We start from the raw sequence: 19,084 nt of genomic DNA, 5'->3' as shown, positions 1-19,084 counted from the left end.
CTGCGCCTTTGCTAACAAGCACACATTACTACTATAAAGCCCGTCATGCCCTAGTTACTCCTAGGCTGTCATGTTACAGTTTAACTTATTCTTACAGTCTCAATTATCGACTAGGCAGCACTATGCACCATTATTTTTTATCCGTTTTAGTTCTTTTTGCTACTTTAGTTACGGCTCCATCAATGGCCGAGGAAGCTCGCGCTGAGCCTGATCCACACCAGCAACAGCAAGCGCTCGAAAAGCTGCAACAGCCAATGTATAAGCCATTGATGGAGCGTTATATTCTTGATGAACTTAAAGCTGTACGCCAGGATCAGCAAAAACTTCGCGAAGATGTCACAAAACAAGTAACGCATGCGCAACTCGATACCGCTGATCGCGCGCTGACTTACACTACAGATACCATTAATAATGTATTTTTTATCATTACCGCTACCGCCTCTATTTTAGTATTAGTGGGTTGGAACTCGCTCAGAGATGTAAAAAATAAGGTCGAAGATATTGTAAATACCCGTGTTAGTGTGATCACCAATGAATACGAAGCGCGATTAAATACCTTTGAAGAAAAGTTACGTGAACGCTCCGAAGAAATCCTTAATAACCAAGAAAAAATATCAGTCACTAATGAGGTTCACTCATTATGGATGCGAGCTAATTTAGAAAGCGATATTGCGAATAAAATTGAAATTTTTGATGAGATTTTAAATCGCAAACCCGAAGATGTTGAAGCGATTGCCTATAAAGCTGATGCACTACTGGAGCTAAACCAAACTGAGCAAGCGATTGAGCTATGTAACCAAGCCCTCGATATAGACAGCGACTACGGTTATGCATACTGGCAACGAGCATGCGCTTACGCGCTCACTCACAAACATGCGGATGCGTTGGCAGATATAAAAATGGCGTTGGAATACTCACCCAATTTACGTAACGAACTATTACACGAAAGTGCGTTTGCCAGTTTACACGACAATCACAGCTTTAATACCATTGTCGCTGGGGATAAAGCTTAGTCGCTGTTTATGCTGCTATCGTTCTAAGAAGCTTTCAATCGCTTGGGTGAGTAGCTCGTCGAGTTGCTCTTCAAATCCATCTTTCGTGGTTTTAAAGTGAGTTAAATACGTTTGCACTTGTGGCTCTGACAACAGCCGGGCGTTAATGCTGTATTCGCGCTCAGCCTTACTTTTATCAAACCGTGGGATAAAGTGATAATGGGCAAAATAAGGGGCGCTTAGGTGCTGATTAGCATAGACGCAGAAGTGTTCAATTATTTGTGCACCGGTCGGGCCTAAACAACCTGGCTCGACCCGATAAAGTAACTGAATTTTTTTATCTTCGCTGATCTCCATATTCGTTACGGCCCCGTTATTTACTTATAAAAAATTTGTCTATAAAAGCTTATCTAAAAAACAGTACTTTGGTTATTTTGCCATTTTCAACTTGGTAACTAGAGATCAGCTCTGTGCGCTTATCAACCACGTTAGGATCGGTTGAACAGGTTTCTGACAGCTCATGATCAATCACGATATTACCGTGCACAATACGTTTAATCGGTGATGATTTAATACACTTTAATTTTTTAAACACGATGCCGTAACGGGCGATCAGTTTTTCTTTACCTTTAAATAGTAGCTCATTTGGAAAAGCATAAAACTCAACGTTTTCATCATACATGCTAATAAATGCGTCTATGTTTCTGGCGTTATAGGCTTTAATTAATTGCTCTATAACCGCAAGCGACTCTCGCGACTGCTTTGCTTTAACTTGTTGCTTTAAAGTAAGAGCTTCTTTCGCTTGAATAACGGCTTGCTCTGCTTGCGCTACCGCCACTTCTTTTTCTTGTTGAGTTTTAGGTGTATCTGCAGGTTTTGCTGTTTCAGTGCCAAGTATCTTACTGGTATCAACCACTTCAATCATATTGTTTTTATAGGGGTCAACAACTATGGGTTGTGTTGGTTCAATATCTGTCGGCGTTGACTGCTCTGCATTCTCAGGTGTTAAGGTGATCACCGCAGGACCATCTTGTAAATCACTCTCAGTCGGTTTTATCGCAGTAACTGGCGCTGTGGTTTTAACTGGCTCGACTTTATCTTCGGCAGCTTTTGTCTCAGCTGCTTTTGTTTCAGTTTTAACTTGTGACTCAACTGATGTACTCTCAGTTGCTAATAATTGCCACGAAAATAATAAACTAACGACAAAAAATAACGGTTTCATACGGTTCCTGAGTAATTTAAGAAACGCTAAAATAACAAAATTTAACGGTCCGCGATAGTTATTTAACCTCGACTGCGGGTAACAGGTTTACCAGTATTGCTCCACGGTGATCTGTCCAGGCTCTCGGCGCCGATTGCGGCTATAGCCTGCGGTAGTCAATATCTCACTGGTTTCTTTTACCATCTCTGGGTTGCCACAAATCATAAATTGCGTAGTACTCGGTGAAGGGGTCAATTTGCAATAGCGAAATAAGCTCTGATCTGCAATATGAGTTGTGATCCGGCCACTTAAACCAGCTTTAGGCTGCTCACGGCTGACCACTGGCAGATACTGCAATCGTGGGTAAGTTTGTTGCAACTGAGTGATCCTTTGCTGATAACTAAGATCAGCATTTAACCGTACACCATGAACTAAAACAATCTCACTAAATTGCTGCCACACATCACCTTGTTCAAGTATAGATAAAAACGGACCAATTGCAGTGCCGGTACTGAGCATAAATAACTGTTCGCTGGCAGGCACTTCATCAAGTGTAAAAAATCCACTGGCACGACTTTCAATCATCACTGTATCACCTGGTTTAAGCTTAGCTAAACGCGGTGATAACAAGCCATCAGCGACATTGATAAGATAAAACTCTAAGTCGGACGAGCTTGGCGAATTTACATAAGAATAAGCGCGCGCAATACGTTTTTCATCCATCATTATAGATAGCTTAGTAAACTGCCCCGCTTTAAACGGCGCTACATCCGCATTTACAATTAAGCTGAATAAGGTATCTGTCCACCAAACAATATCTTTAACATTCGCCTCAATCCAATTAGACACAACTCACACTCCTTTTATTATTACTTTATATAACAGTGGCAAAGGGAATGGGAGGTGTCAATGTTTGCGGTCAGCGGTCAGCGGTCAGCGGTCAGCGGTCAGCGGTCAGCGGTCAGCGGTCAGCGGTCAGCGGTCAAAAAATAAAAGCTCATTAATTTCTGTCAAACTCTTAATGCTCTAGAACCTACGAATTGTTGATCGTATTAAAACTGATGGCTGAAAGCCTGTCTCTTATACAGAAGTTTCTATTTTCTTATATTCATGATCTAATATACAAAAAAAATAGGTCATGAATATGGTAAGCAATGAATCTCTCGAATGGGCGCAACTTATTTTCAGTAAAGCTAAGCTTAACGATCCTCGCCGCACTAAACGCCTTGTAAAGATAGCCGCTTCTTTGGCAAGTAATGCCGGTAAGTCCTTAATGTCATCTTGTCCAGACCCTGCAAGTATTGAAGGCGCATATCGCTTTATCCGTAACGATAATATTTCTGCTGATGACATTGCGCAAGCTGGGTTTGCGCATACTGACACCATCGTTAAAGAGCGACCACTCGTGCTTGCTCTTCAAGATACAACAGGGCTGAGCTATAAACATTCAGTATGTGATGAATTAGGTGAGGTCAATTCGGCATCTGATGAAAAGCGCAGCTCTAAAGGTCGCACTTTATACGCTCACTCAACACTGATGCTCGATGCAAATGAAGAAAAAGCAATAGGGCTTGCATACCAACATTACTGGTATAGAGAGAAGAAACAAACGGGTAAACAAAATACGCTGCAATGCCGTGATAGAGAGCTAAAAGAAAGCTACAAATGGCAAAATAATGTTGAAGAAGTTAAAGAGCGCCTTGGTGATTTAAGTAATGTAATAGACGTATGTGACCGCGAAGCGGACATGTATGAATACCTTGATTACCAAATACAAAATGAACACCGCTTTATTGTCAGAGCAAAAGACAATCGTCGTCTTGTAGGTGAATATCATAAATTAGAAGATATTTTACCGACACTCACTCCCGCAGGTCAGTATGAAATAGATATTCAACAAAGAGGCGGGAGAAAAGCACGAACAGCCCATATAGATGTAAGCTTTACATCGATTAAATTGAAAAAACCACAAAGAGCAAAAGGTGAAAAAGAAGCCCCGCTGACCCTCGTGGTATGCACGGAACAAAATAACGACAACAAGAATAAATTACAGTGGTTACTGTATACAACAGAGTCGGTTACAAATGCAGTAGAAGCAAGAAAAATAGCGCGTTATTACGAGTTAAGGTGGCGCATAGAAGAGTTCCATAAGATTTGGAAAACGGAAGGAACAGAAGTTGAAAAGTTACGCATGCAACACTTAGATAATTTAAAAAAGGCAGCAGTAATAGAGGCATTTATAGCGGTCAGACTTTTGCAATTAAGGGAGCTTGCTCAAAATAGAGAAGAAGCAGAAAAAATCAGCTGCGAAGTCTATTTAGACACATTAAGTTGGAAATTACTCTTTAAAGCGACAAATCAGCAGGCTGCACTGCCGAAGAAAGCCCCGTCGTTAAAGTGGGCATATTATGCGATAGCCAAATTGGGAGGTTGGCACGATAGTAAACGAACAGGGCGTGTTGGCACAAAAGCCATGTGGGATGGCTGGGTGAAGTTGGTATTTTTAGTCGAGTCCTATGCTTTTATGAAGGAACTCGACTTGTGATCAAGAGACAGGCTGAAAGCTGATAGCTTACGGCTTGTTTTATAAAAAAAGCCGCCTAGGGTTACTAGGCGGCTTTGGAGGTTAGTCTCACTGTATTTGGGCGTGTCTCCAAACGAGTGAATACGTTACCAAGGAACTTTTTGCTTATTACGCTTCGATTGACTCAAGCGCAATTTTAACCATTTCATTAAAGGTGCTTTGACGTTCATCGCTTGGTGTTGCTTCACCAGTGATCACATGATCACTAACCGTGAATAACGCCATTGCTTTTGCACCATATTCAGCGGCTACGCCGTATAAACCTGCAGTTTCCATATCAACCGCTAGCATGCCTAATTTATCAAGTTCTTGATAAAAAGTGTTGTCAGCTTGATAGAACGTGTCGGTGGTAAATACATTACCCACTTTTGCTTTAATGCCTAACTCTTTTGCAGCGTTAACGCCGTTTACAAGTAGGTCAAAATCGGCGATTGCGGAAAAATCATAACCACGAACACGAGCACGATTTACATTTGAATCGGTGCTGGCACCTTGTGCGAAGATAACGTCACGTATTTTTATATCGCTACCAATACCGCCACAAGTGCCGATACGAATAAGGTTTTTAACGCCATAGCTAACTATCAATTCACGGGCATAAATTGACATAGATGGAATACCCATCCCAGAGCCCATAATACTGACAGGCTTACCTTTGTAGGTTCCGGTAAAGCCATACATATTACGAACGCCTGTTACTTTAACTGCGTCATCAAGAAAGTTTTCTGCAATATATTGCGCGCGTAGTGGGTCGCCTGGCATTAAAACCGTTTGCGCGAAATCACCATTGTTCGCTTCGATATGCGGAGTACTCATTATTCGTTTCCTTTTACAATTGGTGCTGTTAGCTTATCGATAAAGCCATCACCATATTCAAGTGCAGGTAAGTTAAACCACTGGGCAAGGGTTTGACCTATGTCTGCAAAACTAGCACGTTCACCAAGCGGGGTGTTTTCAAGCCCTGGTTGATAAGCAAGTACAGGTACATATTCACGAGTGTGCTCACTACCCGGGAATGTAGGATCACAACCATGATCCGCCGTAATAATTAGTACGTCGTCTGGTTTAAGCTGCTTAAGGATCGTTGGTAAATAATCATCAAACTCTTTAAGCGCTTTGGCATACCCTACTGGGTTGCGGCGATGACCAAACTTTTCATCAAAATCAACGAGGTTCGTAAATATCAAACTATGATCAGGCGCTGACGCCATCACCTCAGAGGTTTTTTCGAGTAAATTTTGTAAGCCGGGGGCTTTGTATTTTTGGGTAATACCTTGGTGCGCGTAAATATCCGCTATTTTACCAATGCTTATTACTTCACCGCCGTCCTCTGCTAATTTATCAAGCAATGTTGGTGCTGGCGGTAATACTGAATAATCACGACGATTGCCCGTTCTGGCAAAGTCTTGATTAGTGGAACCCAAAAATGGCCGCGCAATCACTCGTCCTATGTTCATTTCATCAAGCAGCGCCCGTGTGATTTCGCAGACCTGATAAAGCTTTTCTAGACCGAAAGTTTGTTCATGCGCGGCTATTTGAAACACGCTATCAGCTGAGGTGTAACAGATTGGTTTACCTGTTTTTACGTGCTCTTCACCTAGCTGTTCTAAAATAGTGGTTCCTGAAGCATGGCAGTTGCCTAAAATGCCAGGGATCCCTGTACGAGCAATTAGCTCGTCAATAAATTCTTGTGGAAAACAAGGTTGGGTATTAGGAAAGTAACCCCAATCAAATAACACTGGCACGCCTGCCATTTCCCAATGACCTGATGGCGTGTCTTTACCGCTTGAGAGCTCTTTAGCATAACCCCACGCTGCAATCGGTGTTTGACGGTCGCTAACTAGGCATGGTTCATTGCCTGCGGCTTCACAGGCATCCACTAAACCTAATAATGATAAATTAGGGAGTGATAACTGTTCGCCTGTTTCTTCTGAGTAAGCTTTAAGCAAATGCGCAAACGTGTTTGCACCTAAATCGCCAAATTTATCTGCGTCTGGAGCTGCACCTATGCCTAGGCTATCTGCCATCAATATAATTGCTCTTGCCATACTTACCTCGTCTATCCAATATGGCTACTTTATCTGCTGTTGCTTTTTAGCGTACAGGACATAAGTCCTGTTTCATAAAACCTAAACATTATAAATTTCACTCCTTAAGACGAAGCAAGAGAGATTATTCGTGTCTTTTTTGCTATTGTGATCTACCAACAATGTATCCTTCTGTGTGGATGAGAACTTTAGTGACACGAACAATAATAGCCATTGCTGGCGCTTCTGCGTCAGGCAAATCTCTTTTTAGCCAAACTATTTATAATGAATTGGTTAATGAGCTTGAACCTGGTGCCATCGCCGTGATCGAAGAAGATGCGTATTACAAAGATCAATCGCATTTGCCGTTTGACCATCGTACGCAAACTAACTACGACCACCCTGATGCGTTTGAACATGAGTTAATGTATAAACATTTAACGCAATTACGCAGTGGTAAAGCGGTAGAAGTACCTACCTATGATTATGCGCAGCATACCCGCAGTGACAAAACGCGCACTGTGATGCCTGCTGAAATACTCATAGTGGAAGGCATTTTATTGCTCAGTGATAAAGCGCTACGTAAAGAATTTGATATTAAAGTGTTTATTGATACACCTCTTGATATTTGCCTGATGCGCCGTATGCAACGTGATATGGAGCAACGAGGCAGAACATTACAGTCCGTTGTTGAGCAGTATCAAGCAACTGTGAGACCGATGTTTTATCAGTTTATTGAGCCTTCAAAGCACAACGCTGATTTAGTGGTTACGCGCGGTGGTATGAATCGTGTTGCGATTGATATAATTAAAAGTAAAATAAAATATTTACTGCAAAAATAACAACGGGAAATAACTAAACATGACAACATTTATGAGCTTAGTCGGCATGTGCGTGCTGCTAGCCATTGCTTTTGCGGCATCAACCAACCGCAAAGCGATTAGTTTAAGAACGGTTGGTATTGCGTTTGCCATGCAATTTATTATCGGTGGTTTTGTACTGTTTTTTGATGCAGGTAAAAACGCCTTAGTGAGCATGTCAAAGGCCGTATCATCGGTTATTGGTTTTGCAAATGACGGGATAGCGTTTTTATTCGGTCCGCTTGCCAGCCAAGATACCTTAGGGTTTATTTTTGCCGTACAAGTTTTGCCCGTTATTGTGTTTTTCTCTGCATTGGTTGCAGTGCTCTACCACATTGGCATTATGGATTGGATTATAAAAATCCTCGGCGGTGGCTTACAAAAGCTGTTAAAAACATCGCGTACAGAATCGCTTTCAGCAACTGCTAACATTTTTGTTGGCCAAACTGAAGCGCCGCTGATTGTAAAGCCGTTTATAGCAACCATGACTAAGTCAGAGTTATTTGCCGTAATGGTGGGTGGCTTAGCAACGGTAGCAGGCTCTGTCATGGCCGGTTACGTGATTATTGGTGTGGAGCTTAAGTACTTAATTGCAGCCAGCTTTATGGCGGCACCAGGTGGTTTCTTAATGGCCAAGATGATTGTGCCGGAGACCGAAACCCCTAAAGATACTTTAGCTGACTTAGACGATGTGGAAGACAAACCAGTTAATGTAATCGATGCTGCGGCATCGGGTGCGGCTAACGGCATGCATTTGGCATTGAATGTAGGTGCTATGTTACTGGCATTTGTAGCCCTTATCGCATTATTAAACGGATTGTTAGGTGGTATTGGTGGTTGGTTTGATTATCCAACACTGACACTACAAGAAATTTTAGGCTATATATTTGCGCCGGTTGCTTGGTTACTTGGCGTACCGTGGAGTGAAGCAATTATAGCCGGTAGCTTTATTGGTCAAAAATTAGTAGTTAATGAATTTGTTGCTTATTTAGACTTTATAAATTATCGCGATACGTTAAGCGCACACACACAAGCGATTGTCACATTCGCGTTATGTGGGTTTGCTAACTTATCATCGATAGCCATTTTACTAGGTGGATTAGGCGGTATGGCGCCTAGTCGGCGAAAGGATATCGCACGCTTAGGGCTCAGAGCAGTGTTAGCAGGATCTATGGCTAACCTTATGAGCGCCGCAATTGCAGGTTTTTTCCTCTCGCTAGCTTAGAAACTTTGAGATGAACCTTATGTTGCAAAACAATAGGATAACGCTTTAAGGGGTTAAAGCCTTATCTGAATTGAACGATACTTCACCAAGGGCCGCAAGGCCCTTTTATCGTTTTAACGCAAAATTTTTATTAGTTTCATCAACCTTTTCTTTGCTATTGTTATACTTAGTATTCTTGTTCTAATTTGGGTAAATAAATGCGACTATTGATTAGCTTTCTACTCATCATCAGTATTCATAGTGTTGCACAGCCAAATTTAACCGTTGTCACCGAGCTGTCACCGCCGAATCAAATGTTATTAAATAATCAGGTAACTGGCTACAGCACTGAATTAGTAAAAATGATAATATCAGAAGCGCAGCTCAATGCACCAATCAGCATGTACCCTTGGGCACGGGCATATAAGATGGCAAGTCATAACAGCAACACGCTCATTTATAGTATGGCGCGCACGCCAAAGCGCGAAGCACTATTTCATTGGATAGGCCCAGTCGCACAGTTTAAAATGGGCTTTGTAAAGCTTACAGAGCGTAGTGATATAAACTTTAATAGCACTGACCAAGCTAAACAATATAAGATTGCAGTACAACGCCACGACCTAGCCTCAGAAGTGTTGGAAAAGCGCGGTTTCGAACTTCTCATGACCACAGATATTCAAAAGTCATATCAGTTATTACTGGCAAAAAAAGTTGACCTTGTGATTGATGATGCCAACTATATTGCCGCAATGAGCGAGGAATTAGCTATCAATGCTGATACGCTGGCATTTGTTCATGCCATTGAGGGATTGACGGGGGACGGTTATCTAGCTGCAAACATTAATACCGATGAGAAAGTGGTAAAGGCGTTACGTCAGGCTTTTGTTAAAGTCAAAAACACCCCGCAATACCAGCAGCTGATTAATAATAACTAACCTGAACTCTAGCTAACTAGCTTATTTCATATAGCGGTTACGGTAGGTAGCTAAATTATCTTGCTCTTTGAGTAGCTGTAGTTGGTGGTTAAAACGTTCAACAACCTCAAGTGGCACTGCTTTATTAAACACTAAGTAATTGCCTTTGACAGCGTCAACTGGCAGCTCTACAAGTTTCACAACTTCTTTACCACCGTGGCCAAATTGCTGTAATTGATAATCTAGCGTTAATTCAGAACCTAGTATTAAATCAATTTTGTTTTTAAAAAATAAGTTCATATATTCATAGTGATGAGACACTTTTAGAAGGTTTTTATCTTTTTCAAAGCCAATCCCCTCCACTAACTCTGCATAGATATTACCTCTAACAACTCCTAATGTATAAGCACTTACTTCACTAAGGTTGGTTGGGTTAATGTGATCATTACTCGTAAGACGGTAAAAAAAAGTTCGGGACGAAACTAATGGGCCAACCCAATAAAACAACTCTTCACGCTCCGCTGTACGCGCAGTCGAAACTAAACCTGAGAGCGAATTTTTTTGCACTAAGTTGTAGGCGCGTGTCCAAGGTAGTAGTTCAAACTTACACTCCACTTGCGCACGTTCACACAAAGTACGAGTGATATCTAAATTGATCCCTTGTAGCTGCCCTTTATTGGAGAAGTTATAGGGTGGAAACTGCTCAGTATAAATAGTAATTAATGGTTTCGCGCTGCAAAAAGCCGCAAAAATAAAACTAAATACGAGAAAAATAGGTCGGAAGATAACTCGTCTCACTACAGAGGAATTTATAATAGATAAATATAGGTGGAAGGCGAAGTTACGTCAATTTTCAGACACAAAAAAGCAAGCCGTAGCTTGCTTTTCTTATTTTACCTAGAAGGTAAAATTAAACTGGAGTGATGTTCTCAGCTTGTGGACCTTTTTGACCTTGTGAAAGAGTGAACTCTACACGTTGGCCTTCAGCTAAAGTTTTGAAACCTTCGCTTTTGATTGCTGAGAAATGAGCGAATACGTCTGGGCCATTTTCTTGCTCAATGAAACCAAAACCTTTAGACTCGTTGAACCACTTAACTGTACCTGATACGATGTTAGACATAGTAATATCCTGATATAAAAATAAAATAAATTGCTCATATGAGCGGGTGTAGCAAAAAATGAGATGGTACTTTAAAAACTTCAGGACGGTACTACAAGTATTACTTATACAACATCGAAATGGAGATTTATAGCTTTCATGCTTTCTTTCTAGCTGCGGCCCACTATATAGAGTTAATTAGCTATGTCAATCACTTTGTGGTTTATTTAAATTAGATTAAATGTTAAAAGTAATAAAAAGCATGGCGATTTTTTGTGAAATCTCACCACTTATCGCAGCCTGTAATCGCCTTATCGCAACGGATGAGGTCATTTGTCGCTATTCACAGTATGCTCGGGGACTAACTATCGAGAGGCATTTGCTCTGTCTCAGTTCGCTTTGCTAGCACCTTTTATACAATTTCAGTATAGGACAGCAAGCAATCTAGATGATTTCAGAGCGCTCACGGCACTATCGGCATAATTTAATTTTTAAAAATGACAAGAGAAAAACAATGAAACATTTATTACTCGCAACCGCGATCAGTTCAGCGTTATTATTAACGGCCTGTTCTGAACCTCAAACAACAACCAATAACAATACTCAAACTGAGCAAGCAACAACAGCCGCTGAAGTACAGCCAGCTAATCCACTGTTCGTAAAAAGCGCATTACAGTACGAAACACCTGACTTCAATGCCATTAAAGACGAGCACTTCTTGCCTGCGTTTAATAAAGGCATGACGGAGCAAATGGCTGAAGTGCAGACGATCATCAACAACCCTGCAAAGCCTGATTTTACAAATACCATTGTTGCGCTTGAACAAAGTGGTGAGTTATTAACCCGCACTCGCAGCATTTTTTATAACCTTGCTGGCAGTGACTCAAACCAAACGCGTCGTGAAATACAAAAAGAGCTCGCGCCTAAAATGGCCGCACACAACGATAACATTTTCTTAAATAAAGCATTATTTGATAAAGTGGCCGCGCTCCACGCAGAGTCAGAAACACTGACACTTAGCCCTGAAGAAACACGCTTGTTAGACGTTTACTACAAACGCTTTGTACGCGCTGGTGCGCAATTAAACGATCAACAAAAACAGCAAATTCGTGATATCAATACCAAACACTCAAGCTTAACAACACAGTTCTCGCAAAACTTATTAGCACTGACTAAAAGTAATGTTGTGCTCGTTGCAGATAAAGCCCAACTTGATGGTTTACCTGCGGGTCAAATTGAACAACTTGCCAATGCAGCAACACAAGCGGGTCACCCTGGTCAGTACCTGATCAAAATCACTAACACCACCCGTCAACCTATTTTAGCTACGCTTAAAAACCGTGAGCTACGTGAAAAAATATGGCGCGCATCTGCAGAGCGTGCACTATCTGGCGAAAATAATAACCGCGAAATTGTGGCTGAGCTTGCTCAGTTACGCGCTCAAAAAGCCAAATTACTGGGTTACGACAGCTGGGCAGCGTTTGGTTTAGAGTCACAAATGGCGAAAAAACCAGAAGCTGTATTTGATATGTTTGCCAGCATGATCCCAGCATTAATGCAAAACGTGAATGCCGAAGCTGCGACTATCCAAGCAAAAATCGATGCCTCTGGCGAGCAATTTAAGCTACAGCCTTGGGATTGGTTGTTCTATGCAGAGCAAGTGCGCACAGATAAGTACAACCTAGACGAAAATGCAGTAAAAGAGTACTTTGAGTTTAACCGTGTGCTTGAAGACGGTGTATTCTTCACAATGAACCGCTTATACGGCATTACTTTCAAACCACGCACTGACATTCCAGTTTATCACCCAGATGTTAAAGCGTATGAGTTATTTGATGCTGATGGTACTAGTCTGGCGATTTTCTTTGCGGATTATTTTGCCCGTGAAGGTAAACGTGGTGGTGCATGGATGAGCTCGTTTGTAAAACAATCTGGCTTAAAAGAGCAAAAGCCGGTAGTTGTGAATGTCATGAACATCCAAAAAGGCGCTAAAGGTGAGCCAACGCTTATTAGTTATGATGAAGCGACTACTATCTTCCACGAGTTAGGTCACGGCCTACATGGCATGCTCTCTAAAGTGAAGTACCCAACGTTATCGGGCACGTCGGTGTCTCGTGACTTCGTTGAGTTCCCATCAACGTTTGAAGAAGATTGGGCTATGCACCCTGAAGTTATCGCAAACTATGCGAAACATCATGAGACAGGTGAGCCAATTCCTGATGAGTTACTGACTAAAGTCATTCAATCGCGTAGCTTCAACCAAGGCTACGATACCTTAGAGTACGTTGCAGCTGCACTTTTAGATATGGAATGGCACTCACTCTCTGCAGATGCGCCATTACAAGATATCGAGAAGTTCGAGCAACAAGCTTTAACAAAACACGGTGTAAACGTGCCATTTATACCACCACGTTATAAGTCTGCATTCTTCTCTCACTCAATGGGTGGCGGTTACTCAGCGGGCTACTATGCATACATGTGGAGTGAAATTCTAGCGGCGGATGCCTTTGCTTTCGTACAAGAGCAAGGTGGTTTAAGCCGTGAAATGGGTGATAAATACCGTAAAGAAATCTTAGAGGTTGGTAACTCACGTGACCTAATGGAGTCGTATAAAGCGTTCCGTGGACAAGAGCCTGACACCTCTGCGTTATTAAAACGCCGTGGTTTAAAAGCAACAGTTCAGTAGCAATCTAAATTAATAAAAAAGCCCTTGTAGCGAACTACAAGGGCTTTTTTTTATCACTGTAAACTGTTTAGATTAACGCTTACGGCGACGACCTAGTAATGCAAATGGAGTTAGCAATAACATCAAGAAGCCGAAACTACCACTACTTGATTTAGACTGCGGCTGTTCAACTACAGGTTCAGCCTCGTTGCTCACAGCAACAGTTACTTGCTCAGTAACTGATGCTTGACCATCACTTACCGTAACTTCAAATACAACATCTTCGTCACTTGTGGTTGTGCCAGGAGTAAAGCTCATAACAGCAGTATCTGTATTAGAGATAGTTGCTGATGTACCACTCACTTGTGTCCAAGAATAAGTAAGTTCATCTTTATTTCTATCAGTAACAACTGCAGTTAAAGTACTCGTAGCAGATTCAGTAACACTCGTTTCACCAGTAATTGTTACAATAGGTGCTGCGTTATCACACGCAACTGAGTCTCCAGCAATTAGAGAAGTGAAAATAGGTGTTGTTACATTACTAAATGTAAGGTTGTCTATCCACCACCCAAACTCACTTACAGCGCCATCAGATGAAAGACGGAAACGTAACTTAGCTCTGTTACCATTTAATTCACTGCCAAAATTAATTGTTTCGTAGTTGCCGTACACACCATTCTCGTCGATGTTATTACCAGTAAACGTATCTCGCTCTTGAATGGCTTGTGAGTCGTTCTCAATTAACGGGCCATCATAACCGCGATTAAATGTACCGCCCATTTCAGTAACATCAACCCAATTACCACCGTTAACACTAATTTCAACAACACCACCATCCCATTCATTTTCAATTAGATAAAAATGCCAGAATGACACTTCAAAGTTACCAGAGAAACCAATATCGAATGCTTTTGTTTCTACAGCTACGTCTGATTCAAAATCATTGTTTTGTATGAACATAGTTTGCTCACCAAGACCAAAACCAAAGCTATTGAAGAAGGCAACATTATCATCAGCCGCCATACTCTGTGTACCTTTGGCTAAATCACCGCCAGTCATTACATTTTCTTGTAGATCAAACAGTGACGTAGTAGCAACTTCCATATCATCAATCGTTTTAGCGCTTACAGGCTGCTTCTCTTCAAAGTCCATGTTGACCGTATAAGTAAATGTTTCGCTTTGCGCTTCAACAACTTCATCATCTGCTGATAGCTCAGGAAATGAAACTTCTATCTTTAGGCTCTCGGCTGTACCTGACTCATTTAATGTGAATTCAATTGGCGAGCTCGTTGCGGTTGCAAATGGCATTGTATCGGCAAATGTGACTAAGCCGTCATTTTCAAATGTTACATCATGATCGCTGACTACAGTCAATTGAGCTTGTGTACCCGTAAGCATTTTACTACCAGTGTTTGTAATACTCACAGTCAATGTAGCTGTTTCACCCTTATCGACGATACCGTCATTTGAACAAAAACCGAGCTCTACACCGTTGTAACTTGCATCTACAGCAACATCTTTTAGGTTAAAGCTCGCTAGTTCCATCTTGTCCGACTCTACAACTCCCGTTAAATCTTCACTAAAGCGATCTGGTGCAACCGCACCTAAGCCCATACCACGTTTCGCAAATGCGCCTAAAATTAGCTCATAGTCTTTGCTATCTACAGCGTAGGCTGCTGCCAATATTGCATCGCGTGCTTCTGTATATAAAGGTGCAATTGGTGTGAGTTTATAACCCGCAACAAGGTAATTAGCCATGCGATTTTGCGCTTCTTCGAAACCATGTTCATTGATTAATGCAACATAACTTTCCCAAAGCATCGTTGCCCAAATTTCACCTGCAGCATGAGGTGATTCAACACTAGTTGGAGAAATGCCCACATCCTCACCGGCATTTTGAGTAATGTGGCGGAATGATAGCGGGTTAACTTCTTTATTTGTAGAGTAAGGAACACGACGAATACCATAGTAGAAGTCTTCTACAAAGGTACCGCTACCATATGCTTTTTGGAACTTGTCATTACCTGCAATGTTTATGTCGTCTGCTTTGGCAATAAACATAAGTGAATGGAAATCACCCCAGCCTTCACCCATAGCACGGCCTTGGAAGTTAATTAGGCCAGCAGAGTTACCCACTAAACGGTTGCTAATATAATGACCCCACTCGTGAGCAATAATACCGTTATCAAGTGTGCCATCTTTTAATTTCGCATTATTGAACATATTAACTGTAACAGTGTTACCTGCATCGATAGAGTCATACATCATATGTCCATCAACGAAGTTCAGACCCATGTTAGGAATTAACACGGCATCATCTTCTCCCCCCATAGGAGCGGGCTCGGCGGAGTCTGGATCATTATTTACGACAATAGCACCAATTGCACCCGCTTCTTGTGCATGCAAAACTTTTGCAGTGAAATTACACGAGCCACGATCAACTAAAGCAATTTTTCCAGATAACTCTGCGCCATTCGTTGCAGGCTCACAACCATCGAAAACGCTCCCTGAATCAATATCATTACTATCAACTAGCCTTACAACTTCAGCTGTAATATCTGAAAACTGGGCTTGACCAAAGCCAGATACTTTCGAAGAATTAAGAAGGCCAATACCTTCATCAGAAGTAACTACTACGCCAAAATCAATACCAACCTTTGCATCTTTACTATTGTATAAATACATTTGCATACGCGGACTTGCGCCATCAGCTGGAGTTGACATATTTGCGTTATTTAAACCGCTATTATCTTGCGCCTGTGCCTCAATTGGATCACCTTCAACACCACCACGCTCATAGTTAGAAAGCTGAGCTACATTCGAAGTTTCATCAAAACCGTGGTCGTAAAAGAAGTCATGCAGAAAGTTGTTCATGTAGAATAAGTTAACAATTGCAGCTTTACGGTTGTCGTAGCTATTAGCTACTTGATCAACTTGATATGGGTAATCAAATGTAAAATCAGAGGTTGTTTCAGCAGTGAAGTCACCTTCAGTGAAGCCCTGTGGAGCAATGACATCTGCGTATGCAAATACGTTATTACCAGATGTAGTGGTAGCGTCATCAGCAAGCCATGGGTCCATTGTGCTTAACTTACTGTAATAAGAAAGACTAACCAAAGGAGCATCAAGAATTTCAGTTTCATCTATTTGATCTGGCCCATCGGCAGGGATCACATCCCCATGAGGTCCTTCCCACGGGTAACCATCAGCATCAGCCCAGACACGATAGTTAAAATCAGCCGCATGTGCTTTTAAGTCTTTTTTGAAATAGACTTTGCTGTTTTGAGCACCAATAACATAGCTGAAATAGTCACTTTCTAAACTGTTTTTATTAGCGACTTCAACCTCAACATAATAAGCTGATTCAAGCTTACCATTTACTTCAAAAAATACTTTTTTGGCACGTGGTTGACCTAGTACTACTTTATCACCGCTTTGATTCATTACATTATATTTAACGTAATCGCCTTGTTCCGCTGATTTTGTAAGAGATACATTGATATCTGCAAGCTCTTTAATCGCTTGCAAAATGCTTTGTTCAGCTCCAACAAAACCAGCTAATGGTGCTAATGAGCGACTAGCATGTAAGCTGGTATTAGCGAAGTAACCAGATCCTGCAACTAAGTTATGCTCCTTATCCATGATAAGGTTATATTCGCGGTTAAATACTTCCACACCATGTACTTGTTGTTTATATTTAGCAGTTATAGAACCAAGTTTTTGTTCTGACAAGTCGGTCAATACCGCATTTGCAATACCTCTTTTAGCAGTACTAACGCCTGTTAATGCATTTAGATAATAATCTGCTGCATAAGCATTGCGTTGCTCAGGTAAAACAACTGACATATTAGGTTTTGCTTGACCTACAGCTTGCCAAAGAAAAGTGGCCTTGCCAAGCTGAGCATCAAAAATTGAATTATGCCCCGAGATAGTTCTTCGTTCTGCTAATGCTCGTTGCTGTGTCACTTTAGGATTAAACTGCACTTGAGAGCCGACACTTGGCGCATTATAAAATCGAACTTGTTCACTCGCTTGAATTTGAGTCGAAGCCAAAATAGCAGTGACTATTGTAGCAACAGCTGTTACCTTAAATTGAGACATTATTGATTCCCTGTTGTTATATTTTTAATTTCGGTTAACAATCATAACCAAAGTTAAAGTACCGTATAGCATTAACAAAAAACACATAAAAATGTAAATGAAAGTAAAGAAAAGCGAGTTAAAATGAATAATAAGCATAAATTACAAATAGTTATAATTTCAATTGCGTTAATGGGGGGATGCAAAAAAAACGAACAGCCCTTAACTACTGGTGATGATACAATCAACTCAAGCGCAATAAACAAACAGCAGACGCTTAATTCTTCAATAAAACAAAGTGATTCAGTTGAAAAGCAATTAGTAAGCAAATCTATCAATAATAATGGAGATAAAATTAGCTATAAGGCAGATAAATTAGTTAAAGGTACTGTGGTTTATAATCATGCAACCAATGAGAAAGGAGTTGTGACTGGGACAGTTTATATCACTTTGAAAGACGATAAGATGCCATTGGAACTTAAAAATACCTACGATTTAAAAAGAATTACAAAGCATACTTATCGTTTTATAGTTGATAAAAGTATCGACTTAGAATTAACAACGAGTGATTTAAAACAATTTACATCAACTGAAAGTGTTGAAATCGCTGTTAACTATTCACCTATAGAAGAGCAGTTTTAATCATTTCACCACAAAATTAAAGTAAGTATCAGGGTATGCTTGCGGTTTATAGGTAAAGTGCCACCACTCCATAGAGTAAGGCGAAAACCCTGCAGCCATCATAATATTTTTAAGTTTATAACGATTCGCTTTTTGCTCTTCGGTAATACGTGGGTCGTCAGTATTTGAAATAGTATCGAACATGTCAAATAACGAGCCCATATTTAGCGCTTGTCCTTGTGGATCGGTTAATGTTAAGTCAATGGTTGAACCACGACTATGACCAGACTTGGCAGCAATATAACCGCCTAGCAACTGATCTTTTCCTAGATTAGGATAATAAGCCGCTTTGGTTTTGGTGTCGTTTTCATCATTCACCCAACGGACAAAGTGATCTACCGCACGTTGCGGACGATAGCAATCGTAAATCTTAAAATTGTAGCCAGCCTGCTCCGCCTGAGAGTGTGCTTTTAGCAGCGCTGCAGCTGCTGTTTTATGGAGTAAGCATTTAGGCGCGTTATAACCTGCAATTGGTTCACCGACAAAGTTCCGCTCGCTAAAGTAGCGGATATCAAATAATGCGGTCGGTATTAAGGTTGCCACATCAACAAACTCACTGCGATGGCTTTGAGCTGGGTCAACATTTGTATTGTTAGCTTCGCTGGCAATTGCCGCACAACTAAACGTACCAACACCCAGCAGTGAGATTAATTTAAAACTGATATTTAACAACATAGTTGTGACTTTGAATATTAAAAACAGGCTATTAATATTGCATAATTAAAAACCATTGCCAATAAATTATTCCATGGAACTTGACATAAAAATAAAATCAGC

At 41.0% G+C, this 19,084-nt stretch carries 16 protein-coding genes; 7 read left to right on the top strand and 9 right to left on the bottom strand.

Translation table 11 applies throughout. From position 1 onward, the window contains the following. Nucleotides 1–122: 122 nt before the first annotated feature. Nucleotides 123–1,013 (top strand): tetratricopeptide repeat protein, encoded by an 891-nt coding sequence (locus NDQ71_RS22485; protein ID WP_064664746.1) that lies wholly within the window; start codon nucleotides 123–125, stop codon nucleotides 1,011–1,013. A 15-nt stretch (nucleotides 1,014–1,028) separates the two neighbouring features. Here the strand turns inward: NDQ71_RS22485 and NDQ71_RS22480 are convergent, their stop codons facing one another. The 3 genes from NDQ71_RS22480 to NDQ71_RS22470 form a co-directional block, all read right to left on the bottom strand. Beyond that, nucleotides 1,029–1,349 carry a hypothetical protein gene (locus NDQ71_RS22480; RefSeq protein WP_064664747.1) on the bottom strand — a complete coding sequence of 107 codons (321 nt, stop codon included), beginning with the start codon at nucleotides 1,347–1,349 and terminating at the stop codon, nucleotides 1,029–1,031. Between the two features lie 49 nt (nucleotides 1,350–1,398). Beyond that, a complete protein-coding gene (locus NDQ71_RS22475; RefSeq protein ID WP_192542732.1) occupies nucleotides 1,399–2,214 on the bottom strand; it encodes a nuclear transport factor 2 family protein in 816 nt (271 codons plus the stop codon). Between the two features lie 87 nt (nucleotides 2,215–2,301). Beyond that, entirely contained in the window at nucleotides 2,302–3,042 is a 741-nt protein-coding gene (locus NDQ71_RS22470) for a ferredoxin--NADP reductase (protein ID WP_192542731.1), read from the bottom strand. Between the two features lie 295 nt (nucleotides 3,043–3,337). Between NDQ71_RS22470 and NDQ71_RS22465 the strand changes: the two genes are divergently transcribed. After that, entirely contained in the window at nucleotides 3,338–4,738 is a 1,401-nt protein-coding gene (locus NDQ71_RS22465) for an IS4 family transposase (RefSeq protein WP_301561664.1), read from the top strand. A 147-nt stretch (nucleotides 4,739–4,885) separates the two neighbouring features. Here NDQ71_RS22465 and deoD read toward each other — a convergent pair whose 3' ends face one another. Together deoD and NDQ71_RS22455 are read right to left on the bottom strand one after the other, a co-directional pair. Next, on the bottom strand, nucleotides 4,886–5,593 hold the full coding sequence (gene deoD, locus NDQ71_RS22460) for a purine-nucleoside phosphorylase (RefSeq protein WP_192542730.1): 708 nt from the start codon (nucleotides 5,591–5,593) through the stop codon (nucleotides 4,886–4,888). After that, the gene (locus NDQ71_RS22455) at nucleotides 5,593–6,825 is read right to left on the bottom strand and encodes a phosphopentomutase (protein WP_064664751.1); all 1,233 of its coding nucleotides are present in this window, start codon (nucleotides 6,823–6,825) and stop codon (nucleotides 5,593–5,595) included. Before NDQ71_RS22455 ends, deoD begins: the two co-directional genes overlap by 1 nt. A 191-nt stretch (nucleotides 6,826–7,016) precedes the next feature. Between NDQ71_RS22455 and udk the strand changes: the two genes are divergently transcribed. The 3 genes from udk to NDQ71_RS22440 all read left to right on the top strand — a co-directional run bounded on the left by udk (nucleotide 7,017) and on the right by NDQ71_RS22440 (nucleotide 9,803). Further along, nucleotides 7,017–7,646, top strand: coding sequence for a uridine kinase (gene udk, locus NDQ71_RS22450; RefSeq protein ID WP_192542729.1), 630 nt, complete (start codon nucleotides 7,017–7,019; stop codon nucleotides 7,644–7,646). A gap of 19 nt (nucleotides 7,647–7,665) precedes the next feature. Beyond that, nucleotides 7,666–8,889, top strand: a complete 1,224-nt coding sequence (locus tag NDQ71_RS22445) for a NupC/NupG family nucleoside CNT transporter (RefSeq protein ID WP_283708845.1) — start codon at nucleotides 7,666–7,668, stop codon at nucleotides 8,887–8,889. Nucleotides 8,890–9,086: 197 nt separating this feature from the next. Further along, nucleotides 9,087–9,803 carry an ABC transporter substrate-binding protein gene (locus NDQ71_RS22440; RefSeq protein WP_301562781.1) on the top strand — a complete coding sequence of 239 codons (717 nt, stop codon included), beginning with the start codon at nucleotides 9,087–9,089 and terminating at the stop codon, nucleotides 9,801–9,803. Nucleotides 9,804–9,824: 21 nt separating this feature from the next. On the opposite strand, the gene NDQ71_RS22435 is transcribed toward NDQ71_RS22440, so the two are convergent. Both NDQ71_RS22435 and NDQ71_RS22430 read right to left on the bottom strand, forming a co-directional pair. Further along, nucleotides 9,825–10,580, bottom strand: a complete 756-nt coding sequence (locus tag NDQ71_RS22435) for an ABC transporter substrate-binding protein (RefSeq protein ID WP_301562780.1) — start codon at nucleotides 10,578–10,580, stop codon at nucleotides 9,825–9,827. Between the two features lie 112 nt (nucleotides 10,581–10,692). Continuing rightward, nucleotides 10,693–10,902, bottom strand: a complete 210-nt coding sequence (locus NDQ71_RS22430; RefSeq protein WP_016706454.1) for a cold-shock protein — start codon at nucleotides 10,900–10,902, stop codon at nucleotides 10,693–10,695. A gap of 493 nt (nucleotides 10,903–11,395) precedes the next feature. On the opposite strand from NDQ71_RS22430, the gene NDQ71_RS22425 reads away from it, so the two are divergent. After that, the gene (locus NDQ71_RS22425) at nucleotides 11,396–13,567 is read left to right on the top strand and encodes a M3 family metallopeptidase (RefSeq protein WP_064664765.1); all 2,172 of its coding nucleotides are present in this window, start codon (nucleotides 11,396–11,398) and stop codon (nucleotides 13,565–13,567) included. 72 nt (nucleotides 13,568–13,639) lie between these two features. Here NDQ71_RS22425 and NDQ71_RS22420 read toward each other — a convergent pair whose 3' ends face one another. Further along, the gene (locus NDQ71_RS22420) at nucleotides 13,640–17,647 is read right to left on the bottom strand and encodes a rhombosortase-dependent M36 family metallopeptidase (protein ID WP_301562779.1); all 4,008 of its coding nucleotides are present in this window, start codon (nucleotides 17,645–17,647) and stop codon (nucleotides 13,640–13,642) included. Nucleotides 17,648–17,770: 123 nt separating this feature from the next. On the opposite strand from NDQ71_RS22420, the gene NDQ71_RS22415 reads away from it, so the two are divergent. Further along, the gene (locus tag NDQ71_RS22415; protein WP_283708839.1) at nucleotides 17,771–18,268 is read left to right on the top strand and encodes a hypothetical protein; all 498 of its coding nucleotides are present in this window, start codon (nucleotides 17,771–17,773) and stop codon (nucleotides 18,266–18,268) included. On the opposite strand, the gene NDQ71_RS22410 is transcribed toward NDQ71_RS22415, so the two are convergent. After that, the gene (locus NDQ71_RS22410; protein WP_301562778.1) at nucleotides 18,269–18,982 is read right to left on the bottom strand and encodes a M15 family metallopeptidase; all 714 of its coding nucleotides are present in this window, start codon (nucleotides 18,980–18,982) and stop codon (nucleotides 18,269–18,271) included. Nucleotides 18,983–19,084 lie beyond the last annotated feature (102 nt).

Source organism: Pseudoalteromonas sp. KG3, assembly GCF_030436385.1.
GTDB classification, from domain to species: Bacteria; Pseudomonadota; Gammaproteobacteria; order Enterobacterales; family Alteromonadaceae; genus Pseudoalteromonas; species Pseudoalteromonas prydzensis.
This window is presented reverse-complemented; position numbering and strand designations above follow the sequence as displayed.

Coding starts and splice junctions, on each gene's coding strand:
- NDQ71_RS22480 (WP_064664747.1), bottom strand. CDS start 1,349: ATGGAGATCAGCGAAGATAAAAAAATTCAGTTACTTTATCGGGTCGAG.
- NDQ71_RS22425 (WP_064664765.1), top strand. CDS start 11,396: ATGAAACATTTATTACTCGCAACCGCGATCAGTTCAGCGTTATTATTA.
- NDQ71_RS22465 (WP_301561664.1), top strand. CDS start 3,338: ATGGTAAGCAATGAATCTCTCGAATGGGCGCAACTTATTTTCAGTAAA.
- NDQ71_RS22420 (WP_301562779.1), bottom strand. CDS start 17,647: ATGTCTCAATTTAAGGTAACAGCTGTTGCTACAATAGTCACTGCTATT.
- NDQ71_RS22440 (WP_301562781.1), top strand. CDS start 9,087: ATGCGACTATTGATTAGCTTTCTACTCATCATCAGTATTCATAGTGTT.
- NDQ71_RS22485 (WP_064664746.1), top strand. CDS start 123: ATGCACCATTATTTTTTATCCGTTTTAGTTCTTTTTGCTACTTTAGTT.
- NDQ71_RS22415 (WP_283708839.1), top strand. CDS start 17,771: ATGAATAATAAGCATAAATTACAAATAGTTATAATTTCAATTGCGTTA.
- NDQ71_RS22475 (WP_192542732.1), bottom strand. CDS start 2,214: ATGAAACCGTTATTTTTTGTCGTTAGTTTATTATTTTCGTGGCAATTA.
- deoD (WP_192542730.1), bottom strand. CDS start 5,593: ATGAGTACTCCGCATATCGAAGCGAACAATGGTGATTTCGCGCAAACG.
- NDQ71_RS22455 (WP_064664751.1), bottom strand. CDS start 6,825: ATGGCAAGAGCAATTATATTGATGGCAGATAGCCTAGGCATAGGTGCA.
- NDQ71_RS22410 (WP_301562778.1), bottom strand. CDS start 18,982: ATGTTGTTAAATATCAGTTTTAAATTAATCTCACTGCTGGGTGTTGGT.
- NDQ71_RS22430 (WP_016706454.1), bottom strand. CDS start 10,902: ATGTCTAACATCGTATCAGGTACAGTTAAGTGGTTCAACGAGTCTAAA.
- NDQ71_RS22445 (WP_283708845.1), top strand. CDS start 7,666: ATGACAACATTTATGAGCTTAGTCGGCATGTGCGTGCTGCTAGCCATT.